The sequence below is a fragment of the Curtobacterium sp. AC273 genome, assembly GCF_979253735.1.
Genome location: NZ_CEEDDU010000003.1, coordinates 138,239 through 161,276, shown reverse-complemented (window position 1 = coordinate 161,276; position 23,038 = coordinate 138,239). Strand labels below are relative to the sequence as shown.

The window sequence follows — 23,038 nt, the reverse complement described above, 5'->3', positions numbered from 1 at the left end:
GAGCTCCGGACGGTTCGGCGTCACCAGGTCGGCGAGCCGGAACAGCTCCGCCATCGCCTCCGCGGCGTCCTCGTCGAGCAGCCGGTCGCCGCTCGTCGCCACCATCACCGGGTCGACCACCACCACGGGCGGCCGGTGCTCCCGCAGCCAGTCCGTCACCACCCGCACGACCGGAGCGGTCCCGAGCATGCCGATCTTCACCGCGTCGATGGTCACGTCGTCCGACACCGCGTCGAGCTGCTCCCGCAGGAACCCCACGTCCGGCACGTGCACCGACCCGCACCCCGTGCGTGTTCTGCGCCACCAGCGCCGTCACGACGCCCATCCCGTACCCGTCGTGCGCCGCGATCGACTTGAGGTCGGCCTGCAACCCGGCACCACCCGTCGGGTCGGTCCCGGCGATGCTGAGGACACGGGGGACCGCCGTCGCGCTCATGCGTCCGCCCCGTGGCCGGTGTCGACTGCCTGGAGGCGCGGATCACCCGGATCGGATCGCCCCGCCTCCGACAGGTGGTCGGCCCACGCGGCGACGTACGCGGCGGCGGCGGAACCGGGGTCGGCGGCGGCGCAGATGCCGGACACCACCGCGACGCCCGCGGCACCGGCGGCGCGGAGCGGCAGGACGTCGTCGAGGGTCACACCGCCGATCGCGACGCACGGCAGGTCGGTCGCGCGGGCCAACCGAGCGAAGCCGTCGTGCCCGAGCGCCGGAGGGTGGTCGGGCTTCGTCGCGGTGGGGTGCACGACCCCGACGCCGAGCAGGTCGATTGCGCCGCGGGGCAGCCGGGCGACGGCCGCGAGGTGCTCCGGCGTGTTCGCGGTCAGGCCGACGTGGGCGTCCGGCCCGAGGAGCGCCCGCGCGGCCTCGGCGGGACGTCCGACTGCCCGAGGTGCACCCCGGCGACCCGGTGTCCGGCGTGCCGCGCGGCGAGGGCGACGTCGAGCCGGTCGTCGACCACGACGAGGCTCGGTCGCCCACGGCGTCGGCCACCGCCGAGGTCAGCGCGAGCAGGTCCCGTGCCGAGGCCTCCTTGTCGCGCACCTGCACGATCCGGACCCCGGCGTGCACCGCTGCCCGCACCACCCCGAGCACGCCGATGCCGTGCCGGTCCGACAGTGCGCCGTCGGTGACGAGGTAGACGCCGACGCCGGTCATGCCGCACGCTCCTCGGAGATGCGTGCGTCGCGGACGACGTCCTCCGGCGTCAGCGACGCGAGCCGGTCGAGGAACAGCGGCTGGAACGTGCCCGGCCCGCCGGCGTCACGCGCGGCGAGCTCCGCGGCGATCGTGTGCACGGCCGTCCCGGCGACCGCGGCCGCGACCGGGTCCTCCGCGGCCACCGAGGTGAACGCGGCGATCACCGCGCCGAGTGCGCAACCGCCGCCGGTGATCCGGGTGAGGAGCTCCGTGCCGTTCGCGACCCGGACCGGCACACCGGGGCCGCCCACGGCGGTGGACCCGACCACGAGGTCGACGGGACCCGACACGGCCACCGCGGCCACGCGCCTCCCGGCCGTGTCGGAACCGGACACGGCGGCCACCGCAGCCTCACGCGCGTCGTCGGTGCCCACGGTGCTGTCGACGCCGCGACCACCGGCGGACGCACCGAGCACGGCGAGCACCTCGGAGGCGTTGCCGCGCAGCACCGTCGGCCGGAGGGCCAGCAGGTCCCGGGCCAGCGCGGTCCGGACCGGCAGCGATCCGACCGCCACCGGGTCGAGGACCCACGGGGTCCCCGCGTCGACCGCTGCCTCGGCGGCCTCGATCGACGCCGCACGAGGCTCGGCGTGCGGCGTGCCGGTGTTCACCAGCAGGGCGTCGGCGACCCGGGCGAACGGCCCCGCCTCGGTGACGACGTCGACCATCGCGGCCGAGGCGCCGAGCGCGAGCAGCACGTTCGCGGTGACGTTCTGCACCACCGTGTTCGTGATGCAGTGCACCAGGGGGCCTCGAGTCCGAACGGCCTCGAGTAGTTCGGCGGTTCGGTGGGCCCAGGCAGGGGAGGGCGCAGCGGTTTCCATGGACGATCCCTTCGCGAGTACGAGCTCGAGCAGGTTCGACGGGTGTGATCTCAGCCGCTGGTCGCGGCACCCCGTGTCTCGAGCGACACCGTACACGACGTCCGGTGACCAATCCGAGGCCGCCGCCGGTCCCGTGTGGAAAGCTTGCGGTGTGCCAGACACCACGCCTCCCGGGCCGCCTCCCGGTCCCCGCGACCCCGGCGACGCCTGGGCGGTCGGCCCCGACGGCACCAAGGCCTGGGGGCTCTTCGGCGCTGCCGGGCTGCTCGTCGACGACGGCGCCGGCAACGTGCTCCTGCAGCACCGCGTGGAGTGGAGCCACCACGGCGGCACGTGGGGGATCCCCGGCGGCGCCCGGCACCAGGGCGAGGACGCCGTGACCGGAGCGCTCCGCGAGTCCGCCGAGGAAGCGGGGGTGCCCGAGGACGGCGTCGACCTGCGCCACACGGCCGTGCTCGACCTCGGCTTCTGGACGTACACGACGGTGGTGGGGCGGGCCTCCCGGCCGTTCGACCCCGTGATCGCCGACCGCGAGAGCCTCGAACTCGCCTGGGTCCCCGTCGCCGACGTCGACGACCTGCCGCTGCACCCCGGGTTCGGGGCGTCCTGGCCGGCCCTGCGTGCGCGGATCACGACCACGCCGCACGTCGTCGTCGACGCCGCGAACGTCGTCGGCAGCGTGCCGGACGGCTGGTGGAAGGACCGCGCGGGGGCGGCTGCGCGACTGCTCGACCGGGTGACGGCGCTCGCCGCGGTGGGTGTGGCGGCCGCCGAGCTCGAGCTGCCGTTCGACCGGTGGTGGCCGCGGTGGACCGTCGTGCTTGAGGGCGAGGCGCGGGCGGCTGCTGGTTCGTCTGGTGGTTCGTCTGGTGGTTCGTCCCCGTCTGGTCCGTCTGCTCCGTCGGCTCCGTCTGCTCCGTCTGCTCCGTCGAGGGAGCAGGAATCGTCGCGCGCCGACGGGCGACCCGACGATTCCTGCTCCCTCGACGGGCCGATCGCGCCGACCGGGACCGGGCCGAGCGGGCCGAGCGGGCCGCTCGACGTCGTGCGGGCGCCGGGCTCGGGCGACGACGCGATCGTCGACGCCGCACGGGCAGCCGTCGACGCCGGCCACGCACCGGTCGTGGTCGTGACGGCCGACCGCGAGCTCCGGGCACGGGTCGAGGCACTCGGCGCCACGGTTCGCGGACCGGGCTGGCTCCGCGACCAGTTCTAGGCGCGATCACCCTCGCACGGTGCGAGGGAGCGCGCGCCGCGGCCCGCGCTACGCCGGCACGTACCGCCGCGACGATGCCGCGATCGTGACCCACGACAACACCCCGAGGCCGACGACCACCCAGAGCACGGTCGGCACCGCGACGACGTTCGCGATCGCCGCGATGACGGCCGGCGCCAGGAACCCGGCGTAGGCGGCCGCGTAGAACACCCCGGTCAGTCCGGCCAGGTCGCGGGGGTCGGCGATCCGCTGCACCTCGAGCAGCGACGACACCAGGGCGATCCCGATGCCGAGGCCGATCACCACGTTCGCGGCCAGGCCGATCGCCACGGACTGCAGCTGGATCGCGACGACGACCACGGCGATGCCGGTGGTCATGAGTGCCACCGCGGTCAGGATGCCGCGCGCCGACAGCAGGGAGTGCACCCGCGCGGCGAGCGGCTGCACGGCGCTCGACACCCCGAGGGCGACCACGGTCGTGGCGGTCGCGAACACGAGCCCCACATCCCGGTGGCACCGGCGAGCTTCGTCGGCAGGTACCGTAGCCGATCGCCGCCGAGCCGAAGATCCACGGCGCCGCGACGAGCACCACGCGGGTGAACCGCCGGTGCCCGGCACTCGGCACGGCGAGCTGGCGCCACCACCGCCCCTGCAGCCCGCCCGTGCGGTTCGTCTCCGGCGTCCGCCACACGACGACGGCGAAGGGCGCCGCGACGCAGATGTGCACGAGGAACGGCAGCACCTCGGGGATCGGACCCCACTGCGCGATGAGCCCGGCGACGAGGGCACCCGACGCCGACCCCAGGGTGAACGCGAGCGAGGCCCGCCGTGCACCGGACCCGGCGTCGGCCGACGGGTCGAACCGTCCCTGCGAGAGCTCCTTCACCCAGCTGTTCCCGACCGCCATCGCGATGCCGACCGTGATGCCGGAGCACAGCCGTCCGGCCATCAGGAACCCGGCGCCGAGCGGACCGAACGCCAGCAGCCCGCTGCCGACCACCGCCGACGCGATGCCCACGAGCATCAGCGGCCGGCGTCCGTGCCGGTCCGACAGCGACCCGGCGACGAGGAGCGCTGGCGCGAGGCCGAGCACGTACACGCCGAGGAACACGGTGACGAGGAACGACGAGTAGTGCGCCCGCTCCTCGTACATCAGCAGCAGTGGCGAGAACTGGTTGCCGCCCCACGAGCACACGAAGACGGCACCCCAGACCGCCACCCACGGCAGGACGCGGACGTTCGGGACCGCGATCGAGTCGGTCCCCGCGCTCACAGGGCACCCCGGTGCGACGCGACGTGGGCGCTGAGCACCGCGGCGTAGCGGGCGGCGTCGCCCGCCTCGAGCGCGGCGGCGAGGGCGCGGTGGTCCTCGAGCGACGCCTGGAGTTGCGACGGCTGCAGCCGCATGAGGTGGTGGCGCAGCCGCTGCTGCCGGTCCCGCAGGGTGCGCGCGAACATGACGGCGATCGCGTTCCGCGACGCCGCGATGACGGCCCCGTGGAACTCCGCGTCCGCCTCGACGAAGCGGTCGACGTCGCCGGTCGCGACCGCCTGCTCCTGTTCCGCGAGCACGGCCTGGAGGCTCGGGGTGACGTCCGCCGCGCGGCCGTCGGTCACGACGCGGGTCGCCGCCGTCGACTCGATGGCCTCCCGCATCTCGAGCACGTCCGCCGCCTCGTTCGGGGACATCGGCCGGACCACGGCGCCCTTCCGGGACTCGAGGGTGAGCAGGTCCTCGGCCGCGAGACGCAGGAACGCCTCGTGCACGGGTGTCCTGGAAACGCCGATCTCCTGACTGAGGGCGTTCTCGCTGATGGCGGTGCCGCCGGGCAGGTCGCCGCGGATGATCGCGCGCTTGACGTGCTCGTAGGCCCGGTCGGACGCGGCCTGACTGGTGACGGGGGTGCTCACGGTCGTCGATCCTACGCCTTGCATGCAACGGTGCATGCTGATGGGGACAGGTGTGTTGCTGAGAGCAACCGGGACAGCGTCGGCCGTGCGCGGATACGCTGGGCCACCACGTCAACGGAGACGTGGACGACAGGAGGACCCGATGGAGCGGATCACCAGGGCCGACGATCGCGTGCACCGCCCGGCAGGGCCGTGGACACCGACCGTGCACCGGCTGCTCGCCCACCTGCACGAACAGGGGTTCGTCGCGGCACCCGAGCCGATCGAGCACGGCGACACCCTCGAGACCGTGTCGTTCGTGCCCGGCACCGCGGGGGAGTACCCGTGGACCGCCGACGTGGCGAGCGAGGCCGCCCTCGTCACGAGTGCACGGCTGCTCCGGCACTACCACGACGCCGCGGCGACGTTCCCTCGGGACCCGTCGCGCGACGTCTGGTCGCAGGCGGACCGGCTGCCCGTCGAGACGATCGTGCACGGCGACTTCGCACCGTACAACTGCGTGTACGACGGCATCGCCGCCGTCGGCCTCATCGACTTCGACACCGCCCACCCCGGGCCGCGGGTGTGGGACGTCGCGAGTGCCGTGTACCGGTTCGCCCCGTTCACGACCGGCGTCGTCGAGGGCTCGACGGCCCCGTCCCTCGACGAACGGCTCGACCGTGCGGCGGAGTTCTGCCGCGCCTACGGACTCGACGCCCGGTCGCGTGCGGTCCTCGCCGAGACGATCACCGGTTCGCTCGTCGCGCTGGTGACCACCATCGAGACCGAGGCCTCGGCGGGCAACCCCAAGTTCGTCAGTGACCTCGCGCACGGGCACGCCGACCTGTACCGGGCCGACGTCCGGTACATCGAGGAGCACGCCGCCGAAATCACCGCGGCCGTCCGCCTGACGGTGGTGCCGGGCATGCTGGTGCCATGATGACGCCGGCGCAGCTCCGCACGATGCGCCTCGCCGCGCAGGGGATCGCGGTGCCCGGGCTCGGTCCGACCGCCGCCGTCGAGCGGATGACCGCCGTGCAGGGGCAGGACCTCGGCCAGGTGCTCTGGGCGATCGGGGTCCGTGCTCCCGGTGCCACGCGCGACGACGTCCGCGCCGCGTTCGACCGGGCCGAACTCGTCCGGTCGTGGCCGTGCGCGGGACCCTGCACGCGATGCGCCCCGACGACCTCCGGCTCCTGCTGTCCCTGACCGCCGAGCGCACTCTGCGGAGCATCGCCCGACGCGCGGCCGAGCTCGGCATCGACGACGCGCTGCTCGGACGAGCCCGGGACACCACCGTCGCCGCGCTGTCCGGCGGTCGGTCCCTCGTCCGCGACGAGCTCTTCGACGTGTTCCGTGGCGCCGGCATCGACCCCGCCGCCGGACGCGGGTCACCACCTGCTGCTCCAGCTCTCGCAGGAGGGCCTGGTGGCGTGGGGTCCCACGGCTCGTGTCGGGCAGGGGCTCGTCCTGCTCGACGAGTGGGCACCGCCCGCGTCGCCGGTGCCCGACCGTGACGAAGCCCTCCGCCGCGTGCTCGTCGGGTTCCTGCGCGGTCGTGGTCCGGCGACCGTCGCCGATGCGGCCTCGTGGACAAAGCTGCCGCTCGGCGACCTCCGGCGTGCCCGGGCCGCTGCCGGTGACGTCGTGGAGGACCTGGGCGACGGCCTCCTCGCCCTCGCCGATCGTCCGTCGAGCGGTGGTGGTCCCGACAGGGCACCTGCTGCCGGGGTTCGACGAGTACCTGCTCGGGTACGCCGACCGGTCGGCGCAGCTCGACCCCGGTACGCCGATCGCGTGGTGCCCGGCGGCAACGGGATGTTCCTGCCGATGGCCGTGGTCCGGGGGCGGGTCGTCGGCACCTGGACCCGCACGGAGCGCTCCCGTGACGTCCGGGTCACGGTGACGCCGTTCGAACCGCTCGACGCCGCGTCGGTCCGCGCACTCGAGGCAGCGGCCGGCCGCTACGGCGCGTTCCTGGCGACCCCCGTCGCCTTCGACCTGACCCTAGAGCGGTCCGCCGGCCGACCGCCGGGGCCGCACCGCGCCTCCAGGCCGCCGCCGTCGTGCCGGGTCGCACCCCCGCGCGGACGTCGCACCCCGCACACCGGGGCGCAACGTCCGCACCGGGGTGCGATCGAGCGAGGACCCGGCGACAGGCCGCCGCCGCCGGCCGCGCACGCACGCCGCCGCCGCCATCGTGCCGGGTCGCACCCCCGCACGGACGTCGCACCCCCCGCACACCGGGGCGCGACGTCCGCACCGGGTGTGATCGAGCGAGGACCCGGCGACGGGCCGCCGCCGCCGGCCGCGCCGCACCGCCGCCGCCGCCATCGTGCCGGGTCGCACCCCCGCACGGACGTCGCACCCCCGCACACCGGGGCGCGACGTCCGTACCGGGGTGCGATCGATCACGCACCCGGCGCGCGTCCGATCGCGCACCCGCCGCCCTCAGGCGGCACCCAGCGGCGCCACGCGGCGGACTCCGACGCTCCCTCGGGTAATGTCGCAGGGCCATGACCGACAGCCCGGCCGACGCCACCCCGTACGAAGTCCTCGGCGTCCGCGCGACCGCCGACGACGACGAGCTCCGCCGCGCGTACCGCCGGGCCGCCCGCGAGTCCCACCCGGACCTCGGGGGCGACGCCCGCCGCTTCCGCCAGGTGCAGATCGCGTGGGAGCGCATCGGCACGCCCGCCGCGCGCCGCGCCTACGACGCCGGTTCCCGCGGCTCGTCCGGGCAGGGCGCGTCCGGTCCGTCGGGCACCTCGGCCTGGAGGCCCGACTCCGGTCGCGACGCCTACGCACCTCCGGCGGCCCGTCGCGATTCACGGCCCCGTGCCCGGTCCCACGGACATCCCGGCGGTCGTTCGCGCGAGGTCTTCCTGCAGGCCGAGCGCGAGTGGGTCGGCCTGGGCGACCCCATCGAGGACCCGTACGACCCCACGCTCATCCGGTCGGCGCCCCGGCACATCCGGCGGCTCCTCGCCGAGGCCCTCGCCGAGGAGTCGACCGCGTCGATCATCTCCGAGATGGGCATCGGCGTGACGGTCTGGCACGACCTCGACGCCGGTGCCGAGGGCAAGCTCGACCACGCGGTCCTCACCCCGAGCGGGCTCTGGGCCGTCGAGTCCATCGACCAGGGCGCTCCGGTCCGCGTCGAGCACGGTGAGATCGCGGGGGAGACCCTCGCGCCCGGGGAACGCCCCGTGAAGGAGCTCGTCCGCGGCCCGAGCGGTGCAGAAGCAGACCCGCGTAAAGTTCACCGGACGGCTGCTGGTCGTGCCGGACTCCGCGGTCGACGAGGACGTGCAGGTCGTCCGGATCGCCCCGCAAGCCCACCGCGCTCGTCGTGCGGCGGAGGCGCGCTCGGTCAGGTGCTGAACGGGGTGTTCTCGCCGGAGGGTTCGGTCGACGTCTTCGAGCTCCGCGACCGCCTGCTGCAGACCGTCCGCTTCGTCTGATGCCCGACCGCGTCGTGGGTCCAGTAGCCGCGGAGCTTCTCGAGGTCGCGGCGCTCCCGCTTGCTCGGACGTCCGGCGCCGCGCTCGCGCATCGGGACGAAGCCGGCCTCTTCCTTGGGGAGCCGCGGCGGCGTCTTGTCCTCGAAGTGCTTCGCGGCCTCGGGCGCACTCGTCCGCTTGAGGATGATCCCGGTCACGACGACGATCCGGTCGAACCCGTTCTGCCGGACCCGGACCTCGTCCCCGGGACCGATCGGCTGCGCCGGCTTGGCGCGCTCCCCGTTCACCCGGACGTGACCGGCCTTGCACGCAGCGGTCGCGGCGGAGCGGGTCTTCGTGATCCGCACCGCCCAGATCCAGCTGTCCACGCGTGCCTTGGCCATCCCCTCCACTCTAGGCGCGCGTCCTACGCTGGCGGTGTGACGGAGACCGGGCAGGACGCGATCGCGCGAGGCGCACGCCCTCGGGGTGCTGCGCGACGCGGCGATCGGGGACCGGCTCGTCGTCCGGGCACACCACGGCGGGGGGAGCGCGGGACGCCCTCGGGGTCCTCGTCGATCGCACCACCGACGCCGTGGTGATCGACACCCCGCCGGGGGCCGGTCGAGGTCGCGCTGGCCGACGTCGTCGCGGCGAAGCCGGTCCCGCCGCCACCCGCGCCGCGCTCCCGCCGCGCCCCCTGATCCCGAGCGCCCGCCAACCCACGCGGCCCCGGCGAGCCGCGCTCGATCGCGGGCCGCCCCCGACGTAGCCTCGATGCCATGGCCGTCCCCCGCTCCGCTCGGCACCGAGGACCGCACCGCCCGCCTGACCTTCCGCCGCCCCGACGCGTGGCGTCGCGAGGACTCGGCCCAGGCGGACCTGCGCGTCACCGGCGACGACGTCGTGCTCACCGTCCGCTCCCGTCCCAGCGACCGGACGATCGCCGAGGAGCACACCAGCCTGCTCGAGCGGCTGCCCGGGTCGGTCGACGGACTCCGGCTCATCGGCAGCGACCCGTGGACCACCACCGGGGCCCCGGCGCGCCTGGTCGAGTACGTCCGCCCCGACGAGGACGACGACGTCGCGGGAGCGCACCTGCTCTTCGTCACCGGCCGGCACCGCGTGGACCTCACCATCGAGCGGCCCCTGGCGCGCATGCTCGCCACCGACGACCTCGTGTTCGCGCTGCTCGACACCGTCCGCGCCACCGAACCGGCGCCGTCCCGGGCGCAGCGGGACCTCGAGGCGCTGCCGGACCCGGCACCCGCACCGGAGGTCGACGGCGTGCGCGTCAGCCCCCAGGCGCTCGGCACCCTCCGCAGCCCTCGCCGGACGCCGCTGGAACCCGACCCTGCTCCGGACGGCCGCCGGCCGCGAGCTCATCGACGTCGGCCTGGTCGGCCGCCTCGGCACCCTGCCCGAGTCCACCCAGACCCTGCTCGACCCCTGGGCGGGCGACGCCCAGCCGGTCACCCTGGAACAGCGGCTGCCCGACGGGCGCACCACGCGCCTCCAGGCCTGGTCGGAGACCGTCGTCGACGGGACGGACGAGGCGGACGCGGTGATCACCGGGCTGTCGGCCGAGCGCGTGGTCGCGGTGCTGGCCGGGAGGCTCGGCATCGGTCCGGCATGGACCTTCCCGTTCCGCACGGGGTCGCTCCGAGCGGACCTGCTCGGCCGGAGGACCGGCGGAGCGGAGAGCGCTCCGGACCTGCCCGCGGCGATCGCGGAGACCGATCCGCGGCTCGCGCGCTTCTGGGCGGCGCCGTGGACGGTGTCGTCGCTCCGGCGGGCCCGGCAAGCCGAACCCGATCGTGGTCGTGCGTGCCGAGGGGCAGGGGGTTCGCGCGCGTCGGACCGCGCGGAGGCCGGGGAGACCGCCTTCTCGACGGACTCCCCGGCCAGCGTGTACCGAGTCCCTGGTGCGTGCGCTGCTGGGTTAGGTGCTTTCTCGACACTGTGCCCGATGGGCCAACGTCTACCGGTCCCTGGTGTGTGCGCTGCTGGGTTGAAGACCCTTACGCGGCGGGGCCGGCGGTGAGGGTCACCGTCACGGTCTTCGCGGCGCCGGTGCTGTCGGTGTAACCGACCGTCACCTCGTCACCCACCGAGTGCGACTGGATCGCCGAGGTCAGGGCGTCCGAGCTCGCCACCGCGGTGCCGTCGATGCTCGTGATGGTGTCGCCCGCGACGAGGCCGGCACTCGCGGCGCCCGACCCCTCGACCGTGCCGGCCACGGCGACGCCGCCCGTCGACGCCGTGCCGCTCACCTGGACCCCGAGGAACGCCGGCAGCCCGATGGTGATCGTCGACGAGGACTCGCCCGCGAGGATCTTCTCCGCGATGCTCTTCGCCGTCGTGATCGGGATCGCGTAGCCGGTGACGTCCGCCGTCCCCGAGGACGCCGCGGTCGCCATGCCGACGACCTCGCCCTCGCTGTCGAGGACCGGACCACCCGAGTCGCCGGAGACGATGTCCGCCGCGATCTCGATGAGCCCGGTCAGCGACTCCGTGCCGGTGCCGGTCTCGCTCTGCACCTGGATGTCCTGGTCGGTGGCGGTGACCGAGCCCTCGGCGGCGACGAGGTTGCCGGTGCCCTCCGCGTTGCCGACGTCGGTCACGGTGTCGCCGGTGCTCGGCTCCCCGTCGTCGTCGAGCGTCACGGTGGACAGCCCGGACGCGCCCTCGAGCTTCAGCACGGCGACGTCGTTCGTCGCGTCCGGCCCGACGACGTCCGCCTTGTACTCCTTGCCGGTGGTCTCGTCGGTGACGGTGATGCTCGTCGCGCCCTGGATCACGTGGTTGTTCGTCAGGATCGTGCCGTCCGAGGTCAGGACCATGCCGGTGCCCGCGGCCTGCGACGAGGCGTCGTAGTTCAGGACGGTGTTGATCGTGACGACGCCCTTCTTCTGGGCGGCGGTCGCGGCGGTCGCCGGCGACTCGGTGCTCGTGCCGCTGCCGCTGTCCGTGCCGCTGCTGCCGCTCCCGCTGCCGTCGCCCGGGACCGTGAAGCCGTTCGTGCCCGAGCCGGTGTCCGGCAGGGTGGTGGTGCCCTGCGACTGGCTCGACGTCGTGGTGGTGTGCTGCGAGGAGAGGCCGAGCGCGGTCCCGCCGGCGGCACCGACGATCGCGAGGGCCGCGATGCCGGAACCGATCACCAGCCCGAGACGACGCGGACGCTTCCGGCCGTGGTCCGCGGTCGCCGCGCTGGCCGCCCAGCCGTACTGCGGGGTGTGCAGGCTGGCGGTGCCGGCGAACTCCGGGCTGCCGATGCGGAACGGACCACGGCCGTCGGGGGCGTAGGCGTAGGGGCCGGAGCCGTCCGGCGCGTAGAGGTAGGGGCCGCTGCCGTCGAACGCGTACGCGGAGCGCAGCGTTGACGGGTCGACGTGGCCGGTGCCGTGCTCGGCGGGGGATCCGGCTCCGGCGGCGGGGTTCGGGGTCTCGTTCATCGGTGCTCTCCGGTCGTCCTCGACGACCCGGTCGGGCGTCGATGAGTACGAGTACAAGCCCGTTCCCCATGACGGACCTATGAACGAACCCTGCGCCCGCTCCGGGCTTGCTCGGGGGTCGCCGAACGAGGTGAACCGTTAGGGTTGCCTTACCTCCCATGCGTTCCCCGTCGCCCACGCCTCCCGCGCCCAGCTCCGTGTCCCGCCTCGTCGGGGCGACCGTGCTGGCGGTGGTCGTCCTCGCCGTGGCCGTCGCGCTCTCGGTGGCGTTCGGGTCGCGGCCGATCCCGCTCGGCACCGTGCTCGACACGGTCCTGCACCCGGGACGGAACGACGAGATCGGGCTCATCGTCCTCGGCAACCGGATCCCGCGCACGATCGTCGGCCTGCTCGCGGGGTCGGCCCTCGGCGTCGCCGGCGCCGTGATGCAGGGCGTCACGCGGAACCCCCTCGCCGACCCCAGCATCCTCGGCATCAACTCCGGAGCAGCCCTCGCCGTCGTCGCCGGCATCGCGCTGTTCGGCGTGAGCGGGACCGCCGCCTACCTGCCCTTCGCCTTCCTCGGCGCCGCGCTGGCCGCCCTGCTCGTCTACGGCATCGCCGCCGTCGCACGCCGCGGGCTCTCACCGGTGGGGCTCGCCCTCTCCGGTGCCGTCGTCGCCGCCGCGCTGTCGTCGATCACCACCGCGGTGCTCGTCACCAGTCAGAGCCTGCTCGACCAGCTCCGGTTCTGGCAGGTCGGGGCCCTGGCGGGGAAGGACCTCGGGACCGCGGGGGTCATCACCGTGCCGGTCCTCGTCGGCCTCGTCATCGCGTTCGGCCTCGGCCGGTCGCTCAACACCCTGGCGCTCGGCGACGAGCTCGCCGCCTCGCTCGGCCAGCGGGTCGTGCTGGTCCGCGCCGTCGGGGGAGTCGTCACCGTGCTGCTCGCCGGCTCGGCGGTCGCCGCCGCCGGGCCGATCGCGTTCATCGGCCTCGCCGTGCCGCACGCCGTCCGCCGGTTGAGCGGACCGGACCACCGCTGGACGATCCTGCTCTCCGCGGTCGTCGCGCCCGCGCTGCTGCTCGTCGCCGACGTCATCGGCCGGGTCGTCGCGTACCCGGGGGAGCTGCAGGTCGGGATCGTCACGGCACTGATCGGCGCGCCGGTGTTCATCTGGCTCGTGCGGTCGCGGGCGGTGACGGGTCTGTGACCGCCGTGCACCACGCCCACCACACCGCGCGGCGACGGGAACTCGTCGTGCTCGGCGTCGTCGTCGTGGTCCTCGTCGCGCTCGTGCTCGTCGGCCTGGGCGTCGGCGAGATCCCGCTGTCGCCCGTGCAGGTCGCCGGGGCGCTCGTCGGGCAGGGCGACACCATCTCGGACTTCGTGATCGGGCAGCTCCGCGGGCCGCGGGTGGCCGGCGCGATCCTGGTCGGGGCGTCCCTCGGCGTCGCCGGGGGCATCGTGCAGAGCGTCGTGCGGAACCCGATCGCCAGCCCCGACGTCATCGGCATCACCTCCGGCGCGAGTGCCGCGGGGATCACCGCGATCGTGCTGTTCGGCGCGAGCGGCGGGACGCTCTTCTCCGTCGTGCTCGTCGGCGCCGTCGTCGTGTCGCTCCTCGTCGCCGGGCTCGCCTGGCGTCGGGGGATCACCGGCAACCGGATCGTGCTCGTCGGCATCGGCGTCGCCGCGATCTGCCTCAGCGTCACGGGCTGGATGCTCACGAGCGGCACCGTCACGCAGGCCGGCACCGCGCTCCTCTGGTTGTCCGGCAGCCTGAACGCGGTCGACCGGAACCTCGTCGGGGTGCTCGCGATCGCCTTCGTCGTGCTCATGGCCCTCGCGCTCGTGCAGTCGTCGCGCCTGACGGTCCTGACGCTCGGCGACGAGGTGGCCTCGGCGCTCGGGCTCCGGCCGAACCGGGCGAAGGTGCTGCTGCTCCTCACGGCGGTGTGCCTCACCGCCGCGGCCGTGGCGACCGCGGGGCCGGTGTCGTTCGTGGCGCTGATGGCGGCGCCGATCGCCCGGCGGCTCGTCGGCGGAGGCCGGGTCGCGCTCGGGCCCACCGCTGCGGTCGGCGCGGCGATCACCCTCGCGAGCGACCTCATCGCGCAGTTCGCGATCCCGGGGAACGCGCTGCCGGTCGGCGTCGTGACCGGCGTCATCGGTGCCCCGTACCTGCTCTGGCTCCTCGCCCGCGGCCGCTGACCGGGCGCCCCGACCCGCCGCCCCGTCCCGTCCGCCCCACCCCGTCCGGTGAGATCGCACTGCGGCGGCCTTCGCGCTCGGCCCTGCGCGCCGAAGTGCGATCTCGGCGCCGGGCCCGACGCGCGCCCCACCCAGTCCGGTGAGATCGCACTCCGGCGGCCTCTGCGCTCGGCCCTGCGCGCCGAAGTGCGATCTCGGCGCCGGGCCCGACGCGCGCCCCCCCAGTCCGGTGAGATCGCACTCCGGCGGCCTTTGCGCTCGGCCTTGCGCGCCGAAGCGCGATCTCGGCACCAGGCCCGGCTGCGCCCGCCGCGCCGGAACGCGATCTCGGCGGACGTGAGCGGCGTGTTGCGCGACCGGCGGGGCGGGGCCGCGCCGCGCCTCCCGGCAGACCGGCAGACCGGCCGGACCACCCGCACCACCGCACCGCGCGACCGGCAGCGACACGCGCCGGACGTGCACCACGCAACACCGTGCGGTTTCCCGCACGGCACGCCCAGAACCCCCCTTCCGGGTGTCTGCACCGTTCGTTCTGTCCCCGTACGTTCGTGATCGACCGACCGGACTCCCCGACAGCGCCCGACCCGATGGTGCGCTGGTCCGGACGGAACGAAGGACTGTCATGCCCGATCTGCATGACGGCGCTCCCGCGCGCCGTCGACAGTGGGGTTCCGAGCGGCGTACCCACCCGCTCGACACCCTGCACGAACGCCCGTCCGACCGGAAGCTCGTCTCCGGCCGCGTCGCGATCATCCTGACGATCGCCTTCTGGCTGGCATACGTCGTCTACACCGTCATCCGCCAGTTCCTCGATTACGGTGCCGAGAGCTTCCGCTTCACCACCGAGGCCCTCTCGTACCTGGTGGTCGTCACCTTCCTGACCTTCTCCGCCCTCATGCACCTGGTCGCCCGCCAGGGTGCGATGGAGCGGTTCGCCACCCACGTCCGCGTCCCGCGCGCCGAGCTCGACCGGCACTTCGCCGAGGGCACGAGTCGCCGATGACCGTCCTCGTGCCGAGCTACGCCGAGGAGCCCGACGTCGTCGCCACCACGCTGTGGTCCGCCGCCCTGCAGGAGTACCCCTCGCTGCGCGTGGTGCTGCTCGTCGACGACGCCCCGTTCCCGACCGACCCGGAGACCCTCGACAAGCTCGAGCGCACCCGTGCCGTCGCGACGACGATCCAGAACCAGCTCGCCGCCCCGTCGCGGCGGTTCCAGGAGGCCCTGCTCTCCGCCGAGGTCGAAGCCGCCGCGGCTCCCATGGCGAGCGTCGACGGGCTCCGCAACCTCGTCGAGCACCACCGCTGGGCGGACGCCTGGCTCCGCCGGCACGCCCGTGAGCACGAGGTCCGCGACCACGTCGACCACTTCTTCCACGACCAGGTCCTGGTCGGGCTCGCCGACGAGTTCCGCCTGACCTCCGAGGCACTCGAGGCCGCGATCGTCGACGCCGTCGACGCCGGCGAGTCCTTCACCGAGGTGACGAGCGCCCGCGCCCTCGAGCTGCAGCGCCGTCTGGCCTGGACGTTCACCGCCGAGATCACGACGTTCGAGCGGAAGCGGTACGCGAACCTCTCCGACGAGGCGAACAAGGCGATGAACCTCAACGCGTACATCGGACTGCTCGGCGGCGCGTACGCGTTCGAGGAGACCGCCTCGGGCACGATCCTCCGTACCGTCGCCGACCCCGCCGACGCCGACCTGGTCGTCCCCGCGTCGGACTAGTCCTGACGCTCGACGCCGACTCGGTGCTCCTCCGCGACTACTGCCTGCGCCTGGTCTACTTCCTCGAGCAGCCGGAGAACGCCCGCGTCGCCGTGACGCAGACGCCGTACTCGTCGTTCCGCGGCGCGGCCACCCGCATCGAGCGCCTGGCCGGTGCCACCACGGACATCCAGCACATCCTGCACCAGGGCATGTCCCGCCACAACGCGACCTTCTGGGTCGGTGCGAACGCGGTCATCCGCACCCGTGCGCTCCGCGACATCGAGGAGGTCGAGACCGTCGGCGGCTTCGAGGTGAAGCGCTACGTGCAGGACCGGACCGTCATCGAGGACACCGAGTCGAGCGTCGACTCGGCATGCACGGCTGGACCCTGGTCAACTACCCGGAGCGCCTGTCCTACAGCGCCACCCCGCCGGACTTCGGCTCGCTCATCGTCCAGCGTCGCCGCTGGGCGGGCGGCGGCCTGCTCATCCTGCCGAAGTACATCCGCCAGGTCCGCGAGCGTCGAGGCCCGCGGCGAGCGGGTCGGCATCGTCGAGATGTCCCTCCGCGTCAACTACATGGCGTCCATCGCCTGGGCGTCGTTCGGCCTCATCTTCCTGCTGGCCTACCCGTACGACTCGCGGCTGCTCAGCCCGATGGTGCTCCTCGCCGCACTGCCGTACTTCTGGCTGCTGTCGAGCGACCTGAAGTACTGCGGCTACAAGCGCACCGACGTGTTCCGCATCTACGGCTTCAACCTCATCCTCATGCCGGTGAACGTCGCCGGTGTCCTGAAGAGCATCCAGCAGGCGCTCACGGCGAAGAAGATCCCGTTCGCCCGCACGCCGAAGGTCCGCGACCGCACCGCCTCGCCGGCGCTGTACGTCCTCGCGCCGTACGCCATGGTCGTCTTCTCGGTGTTCACCTTCGCCCGTGACTTCCAGGCGCAGAACTGGGGCAACGCCGTGTTCGCGGCCTTCAACGCCCTGCTCGCGATGTACGCGATCGTCGCCTACATCGGCATCTGGAACTCGGTCGTCGACGTGTGGCTCTGGGCCACGAAGTGGATGTACTACAGCCCGGCGACGCGCGCCGCGAAGCGTGACGCAGCCCGCCTCGCGCACGCCGATCGGAGGCGTGCCCGCAAGGGGCTGCTGCCCGATCCCGAGCCCGTCACCGAGGACTGGCGTGCTGTCCTCTACTTCGGCCACCGCGGCAAGACCATGCCCGTCCGCCACCACGCCGACGTCGTCGGAGCGGGGACGCGCACCGCGGCCACCGCCACGACCGCCACGATCGCGACGGCCACCGCCACGACCGCCACGATCGCGACGGCCACCGCCACGACCGCGACGGCGACCACGACGACCGCCGCCGCACCCACGGCCACGTCCGAGCACAACGAGAAGAGCGCCGCCTGATGTCCGCCACCAGACGCCTGTCCCCGATCCGCGTCGGCATCGCTGTCGTCCTGACCGCGGCCCTCGCCGCCGCCGGCTACGTCGGCTTCGACCGCTGGCAGTCGGCGCAGGCCGCCGAGACCCAGCAGTCCTGGTTCGCCGCGTACACCGACGTGACCGCCACCCCCGACGTTCGCCTTCGAGGACGTCAAGTCCGCCAAGGGCCGCGACGTCATGCTGTCCTTCGTGGTCGCCGACCACGACGCCGCCTGCACCCCGACCTGGGGCTCGTACTACTCGCTGCAGGGCGCGTCGGACCAGCTCGACCTCGACCGTCGCATCGCCCGACTGCAGCAGCAGAAGGGCGAGGTCGGCGTCTCGTTCGGCGGCCTCGCGAACGACGAAGCTCGCCACGACGTGCACGAACGCCTCGGATCTGGTGCAGGCGTACGACACGGTCGTGCGGCGGTACGACGTCTCCACCGTCGACTTCGACGTCGAGGGTGACGACCTGACGAACCACGCCGCGGGGAGCGCCGCGCGGCCGCCGTGAAGAAGCGCAGGACGAGCGCCGTGCGGCGGACACCCCCTCGCCGTGTGGCTGACCCTGCCGGCCGCCCCGTCCGGGCTGACGAGCGACGGCACCACCGCGGTGGCGCAGTTCCTGAAGGCCGGCGTGGACCTGGCCGGCGTGAACGCGATGACGATGGACTACGGGCAGGGGAAGGGCGCGAGCCAGAGCATGTACTCCGCCTCGGTCCAGACCCTGCAGCAGGTCCAGCGCCAGCTCGGCGTGCTGTACAAGCGGGCCGGTACCCCGCTCGGCGACGCCTCGCTCTGGCGCAAGGTCGGCGCGACCCCGATGATCGGGCAGAACGACATCCAGGACGAGGTCTTCACCCTGGCCGACGCGAAGAAGCTGAACGCCTGGGCGCGCGAGCACGGCCTCGGCCGGATGTCGATGTGGTCCCTCAACCGCGACACCACGTGCGGCTCGAACTACGTGAACCTCTCGACCGTCTCGAACCCTGCTCGGGCGTCGACCAGGACGGCGTCCTGTTCGCCGACGTCCTCGGCAAGGGCTTCACCGGCGGGATCGTCGCGGCCGCGTCGGACGTCACGAAGGCGGAGCCCTCCGCCACGGTGCAGCCGACCGACGACCCCTCCACCAGCCCGTACCCGGTGTGGAGTCCGGACGCCTCGTACCTCGAGGGCACGAAGGTCGTCTGGCACCGGAACGTCTACGAGTCCAAGTGGTGGACCTCCGGCGACCTGCCGGACGACCCGGTGCTCAGCGCCTACGAGACGCCGTGGCAACTCGTCGGACCGGTCCTGAAGGGCGAGAAGCCGGTGCAGCAGCTCACCTTGCCGAGCGGCACCTACGACGCCTGGTCCGGGACGAAGCAGTACGACACCGGCGAGCGGGTCCTGTTCGACGGGATCCCGTACCAGTCGAAGTGGTGGAACACGGGGAGAGCCCCGAGGCCTCCACCAGCGATCCGGACGGCTCGCCCTGGGTGCAGCTCAAGGACTCCGAGATCAAGCAGATCCTCGAGGACGTGGAGTCCGGCAAGGCCGCACCGACGGCTGACGCGACCCCGTCGTCCTGAGTCGCGTCCGATCCGGACTGGAGGCGCGGTGCCAGCTGGCACCGCGCCTCCCGTCCGTCTCCGCCGCGTTTTCGGTACGTTCGCTGTGCGCGTGCTCCGTTCTCGTCCCCAACCCCGTTCGGGGCTCCCGCGGAGTCACTCGTTTCCGATACGCTGGTGCGCCAAGAGGAGGAGGTCCACGATGCCAGAACCAGTGGTCCCGCAGCCGGACGGTCAGAAGACCCCTGAGCAGCGGCTGGTCGACACCACACTGACCTTCAGCATGGACATGGGAGCGGCCCTGACGGCCGAGTCCGGTGTCTCGGCGGAAGAGCGCGAGGGCGGTCAACGCCCTGCCCTCGAGTTCCGCGTTGCTCGTGGTCCGTCGTGGTCCGAACGTCGGTGCTCGCTTCCTGCTCGACTCGGACGTCACGACGGCCGGTCGGCACCCCGACGCCGACATCTTCCTCGACGACGTCACGGTGTCGCGCAAGCACGCGCAGTTCCTCCGTCACGGCACCAGCTTCACCGTCAAGGACAACGGGTCGCTCAACGGCACCTACTTCGACGGCGCCCGCATCGACGAAGCACTGCTCACCGACGGGTCCGAGGTGCAGGTCGGCAAGTTCCGCCTGACCTTCTACGCGTCGCGGGTCGACCTGGCGCGCCTGGCGAACGCGTAGTGGCCGCACGGTCCGCCGCGGCCCGGGCGGGGCCGCGGTTCCGGACCTGCTCACCATCGGGCAGGTCCTCGCACGCCTCAAGCCCGAGTTCCCGGACCTGTCGAGCTCCAAGCTGCGCTTCCTCGAGGAGCGCGAGCTCGTCACCCCGATCCGCACCGCCAGCGGCTACCGGAAGTTCTCCGCCGCCGACCTCGATCGGCTCCGCGTGATCCTCGGCCTGCAGCGTGACCACTACCTGCCGCTCAAGGTCATCAAGGACTACCTCGCCGACCTCGACGCCGGCCGCGACCCCGTGCTGCCGGGTGGTGGGGACGCCCCGAAGCCGTCGATCCTCGGGCGTGAGCGCCGCTACACCCGCGACGAGACCGTGCGGGCGGCGGGCGCGACCCCGATGCTCCTCGCCGACGCGGTGTCCGCCTCGCTCCTGCCCGCCGCCGACACCTACGGCGAAGACGGCGTGACGGTGCTGAAGGCCCTCGTCGAGCTGCAACGCACCGGCATCGAGCCGCGGCACCTCCGCACGATGCGGGCGATCGCCGAGCGCGAGGTCGGCCTCATCGAGTCGGCGCTCATGCCGGTCTCCCGGCGCGGCGACGCGACCTCGCGGGCGAAGGCGACCGAGCTGGCGCGTGAGATCGCGGGCCACCTCGGAGGTGATCCGCTCGAACCTCATCCGGACGGCGATCGGGCGTCTCGACGCATGACTTCCGTCGTCCTGCGGGCTGGTGGGCTGTCGGTCCTCGGGCGTATCCTCGTCCACGCCGGACGCGCCGAGTCGGATGTCCCGCGTCCGGGGCGTCGAAGTCGCTACCGTGGACCTCGGCACAACTCTCAGCCCGTCGTTGAAGCTTCGGGAGAGGGCTCGATCGTCCTGGGGAAGGCACGGTCCAATGAGTGGGCGAACAGCCCCCGATACCCCGTCCGAGACGTGGCGCGGTACGACCTACTCGAGTTGCTCTTCACCGACGGTCTGCCCGAGCACGACGAGCAGAACGGCTGCACCGCGGCACCGTCGCCGCCAAGGCCGCCGGCATCTCGTACCGCCAGCTCGACTACTGGGCCCGCACCGAACTCGTCGAGCCCACGATCCGCGGGGCCGCCGGCTCCGGAGTCGCAGCGGCTCTACGGCTTCCGCGACATCCTCGTGCTCAAGCTCGTGAAGCGACTCCTCGACACGGGCATCTCGCTCCAGCAGATCCGCACCGCGGTGAACCAGCTCCGCGAGTCGGGCGTGTCCGACCTCGCGCAGACGACGCTGATGTCCGACGGTGCCTCGGTGTACCTGTGCACCTCCGACGACGAGGTCATCGACCTGGTGTCCCGCGGCCAGGGTGTCTTCGGAATCGCGGTGGGCAAGGTCCTGCGCGAGGTCGAGGGCTCGCTCGTCGAGCTCGACGCCACCCCGGCGGCCGACCCCGACGACGAGCTGGCCGCGCGCCGCGTGCCGCGCTCGTAGGGCGCCGCCCGCTCCGCACGCCGCCTGATCCGTTCGCGCTGAAATCGCACTCTCGGGCGCCGAACGCACGCGGCCGCGCGCCGAAGTGCGATCTCGAAGGGACGTGCGGGTGCGGAGCCGCTGCCTGGCGCCGCCGGCACGCGCTGGCCCGGTGAGATCGCACTTTCGGGCGCCGACCGCGCGCGGCCGCGCCTCGAGTGCCGATCTCGCCGCCCGGAGCCGCCGGGAGCCGCTCGGCGCCGCCCGGCGCGTGCCGCGCGGCGTCGACGCGTGCCGGCACCGGTGAGATCGCAGTTCGGCGCGTCAGGACGCCGGGGCGAGCGCGCGGAAGTGCGATCTCGACCAGACCAGACCAGACCAGACCAGACCAGACCAGACCAGACGGAACCCGCCGAGCGCGAGCGCGCCGAGCGCCTAGGCCACGCCGCCCTCGGCGTAGGGGCCGATCTTGCCCGTGCGCATGATCCGCTCGAGCAGCTGGTCGAGGTTCCGCGCCATCTCCTGCGCGGACTCGCCGGGCCACACGTGCAGGGGCTTCGCCGCAACCCTGCGCCTGCTGCAGCGACGTGCGCTCGGGCAGCTGCGGGGAGAGCACGAGCGGGCCGAACATGTCCCGGAGCTCCTTGATGCGGAACTAGTGCCGAGGGACTCGCCGCGGGCGCGGTTCCACAGATGATGCCGAGGGGCTGCGGCAAGGGGAGAGACCACGTCGGACTTCTCCTCGATCGCGCGGAGTGCACGATCGGCGGCGGCCACGGAGAACAGCCCCCGGCTCCGGTGACGAGCGGTCACGCGGTCCGATGGCGGCCCACGCGGTGCGGGTGAGGGCGTTGAGCGACGGAGCGCAGTCGATGAGGACGAGCTCGTAGTCCTGCTCGACGTTGGCCAGGGCCTCTTTGAGCTTCCAGATGTCGCGGATGGACGGGTGCGGCCCGTCGAAGTTGATCGCCGAGGGGAGCCGACCATCGACGTCGATCTTCCCCTGGGAGCCCTTCGTCCAGCCGGACGGGGCGAGCGCCTGGCGGACGATCTTCTCCTTCGGGTTCTCGAGGACGTCGGCGACGTTGAGGGTGTCCGGAGATGTTGATGTCGAGCCCGGGTCGAGACGTCCGACTGCGGGTCGAGATCCACCAGCCCAGCGTGCGCAGTCCCTTGGCGAACGCGGCCAGAAGTCAGGCCGAGCGTCACCGTCGACCTCGCCGACACCACCCTTGAGGGAGCTCACGCTGAGTACATGCACGGTCAGCAACGTTACCGCCACTAGGGTTGTCTCACCTCAACCCCGGGCTGAAAGGGACCCTCGTGTTCAGCAAGATCCTGTTCGCCAATCGTGGCCGAGATCGCGATCCGCGCATTCCGCGCCGGCGTACGAGCTCGGTGCCCGCACCGTGGCCGTCTACCCCTACGAGGACCGGAACTCGCTGCACCGTCTGAAGGCGGACGAGGCGTACCTGATCGAGGGGGTCACCCCGTTCGGGCGTACCTCGACGTGTCCGAGATCGTGCGCGTGGCGCAGGAGTCCGGTGCCGACGCGATCTACCCGCAATACGGATTCCTGTCCGAGAACCCGGAGCTCGCCGCCGCGGCCCACGCCGCAGCGGACATCACGTTCATCGGCCCCGGCGAGCACGTGCTCGAGATGGCGGGCAACAAGGTCACCGCGAAGGAGCACGCGATCGCGGCCGGCGTACCGGTCCTCAGCGAGCACCCCGGCGAGGCCGCGACATCGACGAGCTCATCGCCGGCGCCGACGCCATCCGTGGTTCCCGGTGTTCGGCGAAGGCCGTCGCCGGTGGTGGCGGGCGTGGCATGCGCCGTGTCCGAGACGAAGCCCGAGCTGCGCGCGGCCCTCGAAGAGGCGATGCGCGAAGCCGACAGCGCGTTCGGCGACCCGACGATGAATTCCTCGAGCAGGCCGTCATCCGTCCGCGACACATGAGGTGCAGATCCTCGCCGACGCCACCGGCACCGACGCGGGCACGA

General features: G+C 73.2%; 22 protein-coding genes, 8 pseudogenes and 1 riboswitch. Of the genes and pseudogenes, 19 read left to right on the top strand and 11 right to left on the bottom strand.

Going from position 1 to position 23,038, the window contains the following annotated elements; translation table 11 throughout:
• Positions 1-42: 42 nt before the first annotated feature.
• From ACZ8AI_RS05480 to thiM, 5 genes and pseudogenes are all read right to left on the bottom strand, one after another.
• Positions 43-258: pseudogene (locus ACZ8AI_RS05480) on the bottom strand (bifunctional hydroxymethylpyrimidine kinase/phosphomethylpyrimidine kinase); the annotation flags it as partial.
• A gap of 79 nt (positions 259-337) precedes the next feature.
• Positions 338-436 (bottom strand): annotated as a pseudogene (locus tag ACZ8AI_RS05475) (bifunctional hydroxymethylpyrimidine kinase/phosphomethylpyrimidine kinase); the annotation flags it as partial.
• The gene (locus ACZ8AI_RS05470) at positions 433-825 is read right to left on the bottom strand and encodes a thiamine phosphate synthase (RefSeq protein WP_464857209.1); all 393 of its coding nucleotides are present in this window, start codon (positions 823-825) and stop codon (positions 433-435) included. The pseudogene ACZ8AI_RS05475 and the gene ACZ8AI_RS05470, both read right to left, overlap by 4 nt.
• Positions 822-1,163, bottom strand: a complete 342-nt coding sequence (locus tag ACZ8AI_RS05465) for a hypothetical protein (protein ID WP_464857113.1) — start codon at positions 1,161-1,163, stop codon at positions 822-824. The genes ACZ8AI_RS05470 and ACZ8AI_RS05465 overlap by 4 nt, the downstream gene beginning before the upstream one ends.
• Entirely contained in the window at positions 1,153-2,022 is an 870-nt protein-coding gene (gene thiM, locus ACZ8AI_RS05460; protein ID WP_464857111.1) for a hydroxyethylthiazole kinase, read from the bottom strand. Before thiM ends, ACZ8AI_RS05465 begins: the two co-directional genes overlap by 11 nt.
• Positions 2,011-2,106, bottom strand: a riboswitch (TPP riboswitch). It overlaps the preceding gene by 12 nt.
• A 67-nt stretch (positions 2,107-2,173) precedes the next feature.
• On the opposite strand from thiM, the gene ACZ8AI_RS05455 reads away from it, so the two are divergent.
• Positions 2,174-3,238: an NUDIX domain-containing protein gene (locus tag ACZ8AI_RS05455; protein ID WP_464857109.1), complete on the top strand. Its 1,065-nt coding sequence runs from the start codon at positions 2,174-2,176 to the stop codon at positions 3,236-3,238.
• Between the two features lie 48 nt (positions 3,239-3,286).
• Here ACZ8AI_RS05455 and ACZ8AI_RS05450 read toward each other — a convergent pair whose 3' ends face one another.
• From ACZ8AI_RS05450 to ACZ8AI_RS05440, 3 genes and pseudogenes are all read right to left on the bottom strand, one after another.
• Entirely contained in the window at positions 3,287-3,733 is a 447-nt protein-coding gene (locus ACZ8AI_RS05450) for a hypothetical protein (RefSeq protein WP_464857107.1), read from the bottom strand.
• A gap of 178 nt (positions 3,734-3,911) precedes the next feature.
• Positions 3,912-4,391 (bottom strand): annotated as a pseudogene (locus tag ACZ8AI_RS05445) (MFS transporter); the annotation flags it as partial.
• A 116-nt stretch (positions 4,392-4,507) separates the two neighbouring features.
• On the bottom strand, positions 4,508-5,149 hold the full coding sequence (locus ACZ8AI_RS05440) for a GntR family transcriptional regulator (protein ID WP_464857105.1): 642 nt from the start codon (positions 5,147-5,149) through the stop codon (positions 4,508-4,510).
• A 142-nt stretch (positions 5,150-5,291) separates the two neighbouring features.
• Here ACZ8AI_RS05440 and ACZ8AI_RS05435 point away from each other — a divergent pair, with 142 nt between their 5' ends.
• Genes ACZ8AI_RS05435 through ACZ8AI_RS05415 form a run of 5 tightly spaced genes read left to right on the top strand, consistent with a single transcriptional unit; the run spans position 5,292 to position 8,592 of the window.
• A complete protein-coding gene (locus tag ACZ8AI_RS05435) occupies positions 5,292-6,068 on the top strand; it encodes a phosphotransferase enzyme family protein (protein ID WP_464857102.1) in 777 nt (258 codons plus the stop codon).
• The gene (locus ACZ8AI_RS05430) at positions 6,065-6,337 is read left to right on the top strand and encodes a DNA glycosylase AlkZ-like family protein (protein ID WP_464857100.1); all 273 of its coding nucleotides are present in this window, start codon (positions 6,065-6,067) and stop codon (positions 6,335-6,337) included. Before ACZ8AI_RS05435 ends, ACZ8AI_RS05430 begins: the two co-directional genes overlap by 4 nt.
• Positions 6,301-6,645, top strand: a complete 345-nt coding sequence (locus ACZ8AI_RS05425; RefSeq protein WP_464857098.1) for a hypothetical protein — start codon at positions 6,301-6,303, stop codon at positions 6,643-6,645. Before ACZ8AI_RS05430 ends, ACZ8AI_RS05425 begins: the two co-directional genes overlap by 37 nt.
• A complete protein-coding gene (locus tag ACZ8AI_RS05420; protein WP_464857096.1) occupies positions 6,557-7,648 on the top strand; it encodes a DNA glycosylase AlkZ-like family protein in 1,092 nt (363 codons plus the stop codon). The genes ACZ8AI_RS05425 and ACZ8AI_RS05420 overlap by 89 nt, the downstream gene beginning before the upstream one ends.
• The gene (locus ACZ8AI_RS05415) at positions 7,645-8,592 is read left to right on the top strand and encodes a J domain-containing protein (protein WP_464857094.1); all 948 of its coding nucleotides are present in this window, start codon (positions 7,645-7,647) and stop codon (positions 8,590-8,592) included. The genes ACZ8AI_RS05420 and ACZ8AI_RS05415 overlap by 4 nt, the downstream gene beginning before the upstream one ends.
• A 26-nt stretch (positions 8,593-8,618) precedes the next feature.
• Here the strand turns inward: ACZ8AI_RS05415 and ACZ8AI_RS05410 are convergent.
• Positions 8,619-8,975, bottom strand: a pseudogene (locus ACZ8AI_RS05410) (RNA-binding S4 domain-containing protein); the annotation flags it as partial.
• 373 nt (positions 8,976-9,348) lie between these two features.
• Here ACZ8AI_RS05410 and ACZ8AI_RS05405 point away from each other — a divergent pair.
• Positions 9,349-10,659, top strand: a complete 1,311-nt coding sequence (locus tag ACZ8AI_RS05405; RefSeq protein WP_464857092.1) for a hypothetical protein — start codon at positions 9,349-9,351, stop codon at positions 10,657-10,659.
• Here the strand turns inward: ACZ8AI_RS05405 and ACZ8AI_RS05400 are convergent.
• Positions 10,593-12,083, bottom strand: a complete 1,491-nt coding sequence (locus ACZ8AI_RS05400) for a S1C family serine protease (protein WP_464857090.1) — start codon at positions 12,081-12,083, stop codon at positions 10,593-10,595. The two genes, ACZ8AI_RS05405 and ACZ8AI_RS05400, sit on opposite strands and share 67 nt — an antisense overlap.
• Positions 12,084-12,223: 140 nt before the next feature.
• Between ACZ8AI_RS05400 and ACZ8AI_RS05395 the strand changes: the two genes are divergently transcribed.
• The 11 genes and pseudogenes from ACZ8AI_RS05395 (at position 12,224) to ACZ8AI_RS05345 (ending at position 21,055) form a co-directional block, all read left to right on the top strand.
• A complete protein-coding gene (locus ACZ8AI_RS05395) occupies positions 12,224-13,219 on the top strand; it encodes a FecCD family ABC transporter permease (protein WP_464857088.1) in 996 nt (331 codons plus the stop codon).
• On the top strand, positions 13,216-14,220 hold the full coding sequence (locus ACZ8AI_RS05390) for a FecCD family ABC transporter permease (protein ID WP_464857086.1): 1,005 nt from the start codon (positions 13,216-13,218) through the stop codon (positions 14,218-14,220). Before ACZ8AI_RS05395 ends, ACZ8AI_RS05390 begins: the two co-directional genes overlap by 4 nt.
• 622 nt (positions 14,221-14,842) lie before the next feature.
• Positions 14,843-15,223, top strand: a complete 381-nt coding sequence (locus ACZ8AI_RS05385; RefSeq protein ID WP_464857084.1) for a hypothetical protein — start codon at positions 14,843-14,845, stop codon at positions 15,221-15,223.
• A complete protein-coding gene (locus ACZ8AI_RS05380; RefSeq protein ID WP_464857082.1) occupies positions 15,220-15,945 on the top strand; it encodes a hypothetical protein in 726 nt (241 codons plus the stop codon). The genes ACZ8AI_RS05385 and ACZ8AI_RS05380 overlap by 4 nt, the downstream gene beginning before the upstream one ends.
• 23 nt (positions 15,946-15,968) lie before the next feature.
• Complete coding sequence (locus tag ACZ8AI_RS05375) at positions 15,969-17,348, top strand: glycosyltransferase family 2 protein (RefSeq protein ID WP_464857080.1); 1,380 nt, start codon at positions 15,969-15,971, stop codon at positions 17,346-17,348.
• A 213-nt stretch (positions 17,349-17,561) separates the two neighbouring features.
• Positions 17,562-17,834, top strand: a complete 273-nt coding sequence (locus tag ACZ8AI_RS05370; RefSeq protein WP_464857078.1) for a hypothetical protein — start codon at positions 17,562-17,564, stop codon at positions 17,832-17,834.
• A gap of 88 nt (positions 17,835-17,922) precedes the next feature.
• Positions 17,923-18,663, top strand: coding sequence for a glycoside hydrolase family 18 protein (locus ACZ8AI_RS05365; RefSeq protein WP_464857076.1), 741 nt, complete (start codon positions 17,923-17,925; stop codon positions 18,661-18,663).
• Entirely contained in the window at positions 18,638-18,937 is a 300-nt protein-coding gene (locus tag ACZ8AI_RS05360) for a hypothetical protein (protein ID WP_464857074.1), read from the top strand. Before ACZ8AI_RS05365 ends, ACZ8AI_RS05360 begins: the two co-directional genes overlap by 26 nt.
• Positions 18,938-19,118: 181 nt before the next feature.
• Positions 19,119-19,599 (top strand): annotated as a pseudogene (locus ACZ8AI_RS05355) (FHA domain-containing protein).
• Between the two features lie 46 nt (positions 19,600-19,645).
• A pseudogene (gene ftsR / locus ACZ8AI_RS05350) lies at positions 19,646-20,303 on the top strand (transcriptional regulator FtsR).
• A 224-nt stretch (positions 20,304-20,527) separates the two neighbouring features.
• A pseudogene (locus ACZ8AI_RS05345) lies at positions 20,528-21,055 on the top strand (MerR family transcriptional regulator).
• Between the two features lie 414 nt (positions 21,056-21,469).
• On the opposite strand, the pseudogene ACZ8AI_RS05340 reads toward ACZ8AI_RS05345, so the two are convergent.
• Positions 21,470-22,295, bottom strand: a pseudogene (locus ACZ8AI_RS05340) (ParA family protein).
• Between the two features lie 90 nt (positions 22,296-22,385).
• Here ACZ8AI_RS05340 and ACZ8AI_RS05335 point away from each other — a divergent pair.
• A complete protein-coding gene (locus ACZ8AI_RS05335) occupies positions 22,386-22,994 on the top strand; it encodes a biotin carboxylase N-terminal domain-containing protein (protein WP_464857072.1) in 609 nt (202 codons plus the stop codon).
• The last annotated feature ends 44 nt before the right edge of the window (positions 22,995-23,038 follow it).

Bases quoted from the DNA above. Each gene is read 5' to 3' on its own strand.
- thiM (WP_464857111.1), bottom strand. From the start codon at position 2,022: ATGGAAACCGCTGCGCCCTCCCCTGCCTGGGCCCACCGAACCGCCGAA.
- ACZ8AI_RS05435 (WP_464857102.1), top strand. From the start codon at position 5,292: ATGGAGCGGATCACCAGGGCCGACGATCGCGTGCACCGCCCGGCAGGG.
- ACZ8AI_RS05430 (WP_464857100.1), top strand. From the start codon at position 6,065: ATGATGACGCCGGCGCAGCTCCGCACGATGCGCCTCGCCGCGCAGGGG.
- ACZ8AI_RS05425 (WP_464857098.1), top strand. From the start codon at position 6,301: ATGCGCCCCGACGACCTCCGGCTCCTGCTGTCCCTGACCGCCGAGCGC.
- ACZ8AI_RS05415 (WP_464857094.1), top strand. From the start codon at position 7,645: ATGACCGACAGCCCGGCCGACGCCACCCCGTACGAAGTCCTCGGCGTC.
- ACZ8AI_RS05405 (WP_464857092.1), top strand. From the start codon at position 9,349: ATGCCATGGCCGTCCCCCGCTCCGCTCGGCACCGAGGACCGCACCGCC.
- ACZ8AI_RS05385 (WP_464857084.1), top strand. From the start codon at position 14,843: ATGCCCGATCTGCATGACGGCGCTCCCGCGCGCCGTCGACAGTGGGGT.
- ACZ8AI_RS05380 (WP_464857082.1), top strand. From the start codon at position 15,220: ATGACCGTCCTCGTGCCGAGCTACGCCGAGGAGCCCGACGTCGTCGCC.
- ACZ8AI_RS05370 (WP_464857078.1), top strand. From the start codon at position 17,562: ATGCTGTCCTTCGTGGTCGCCGACCACGACGCCGCCTGCACCCCGACC.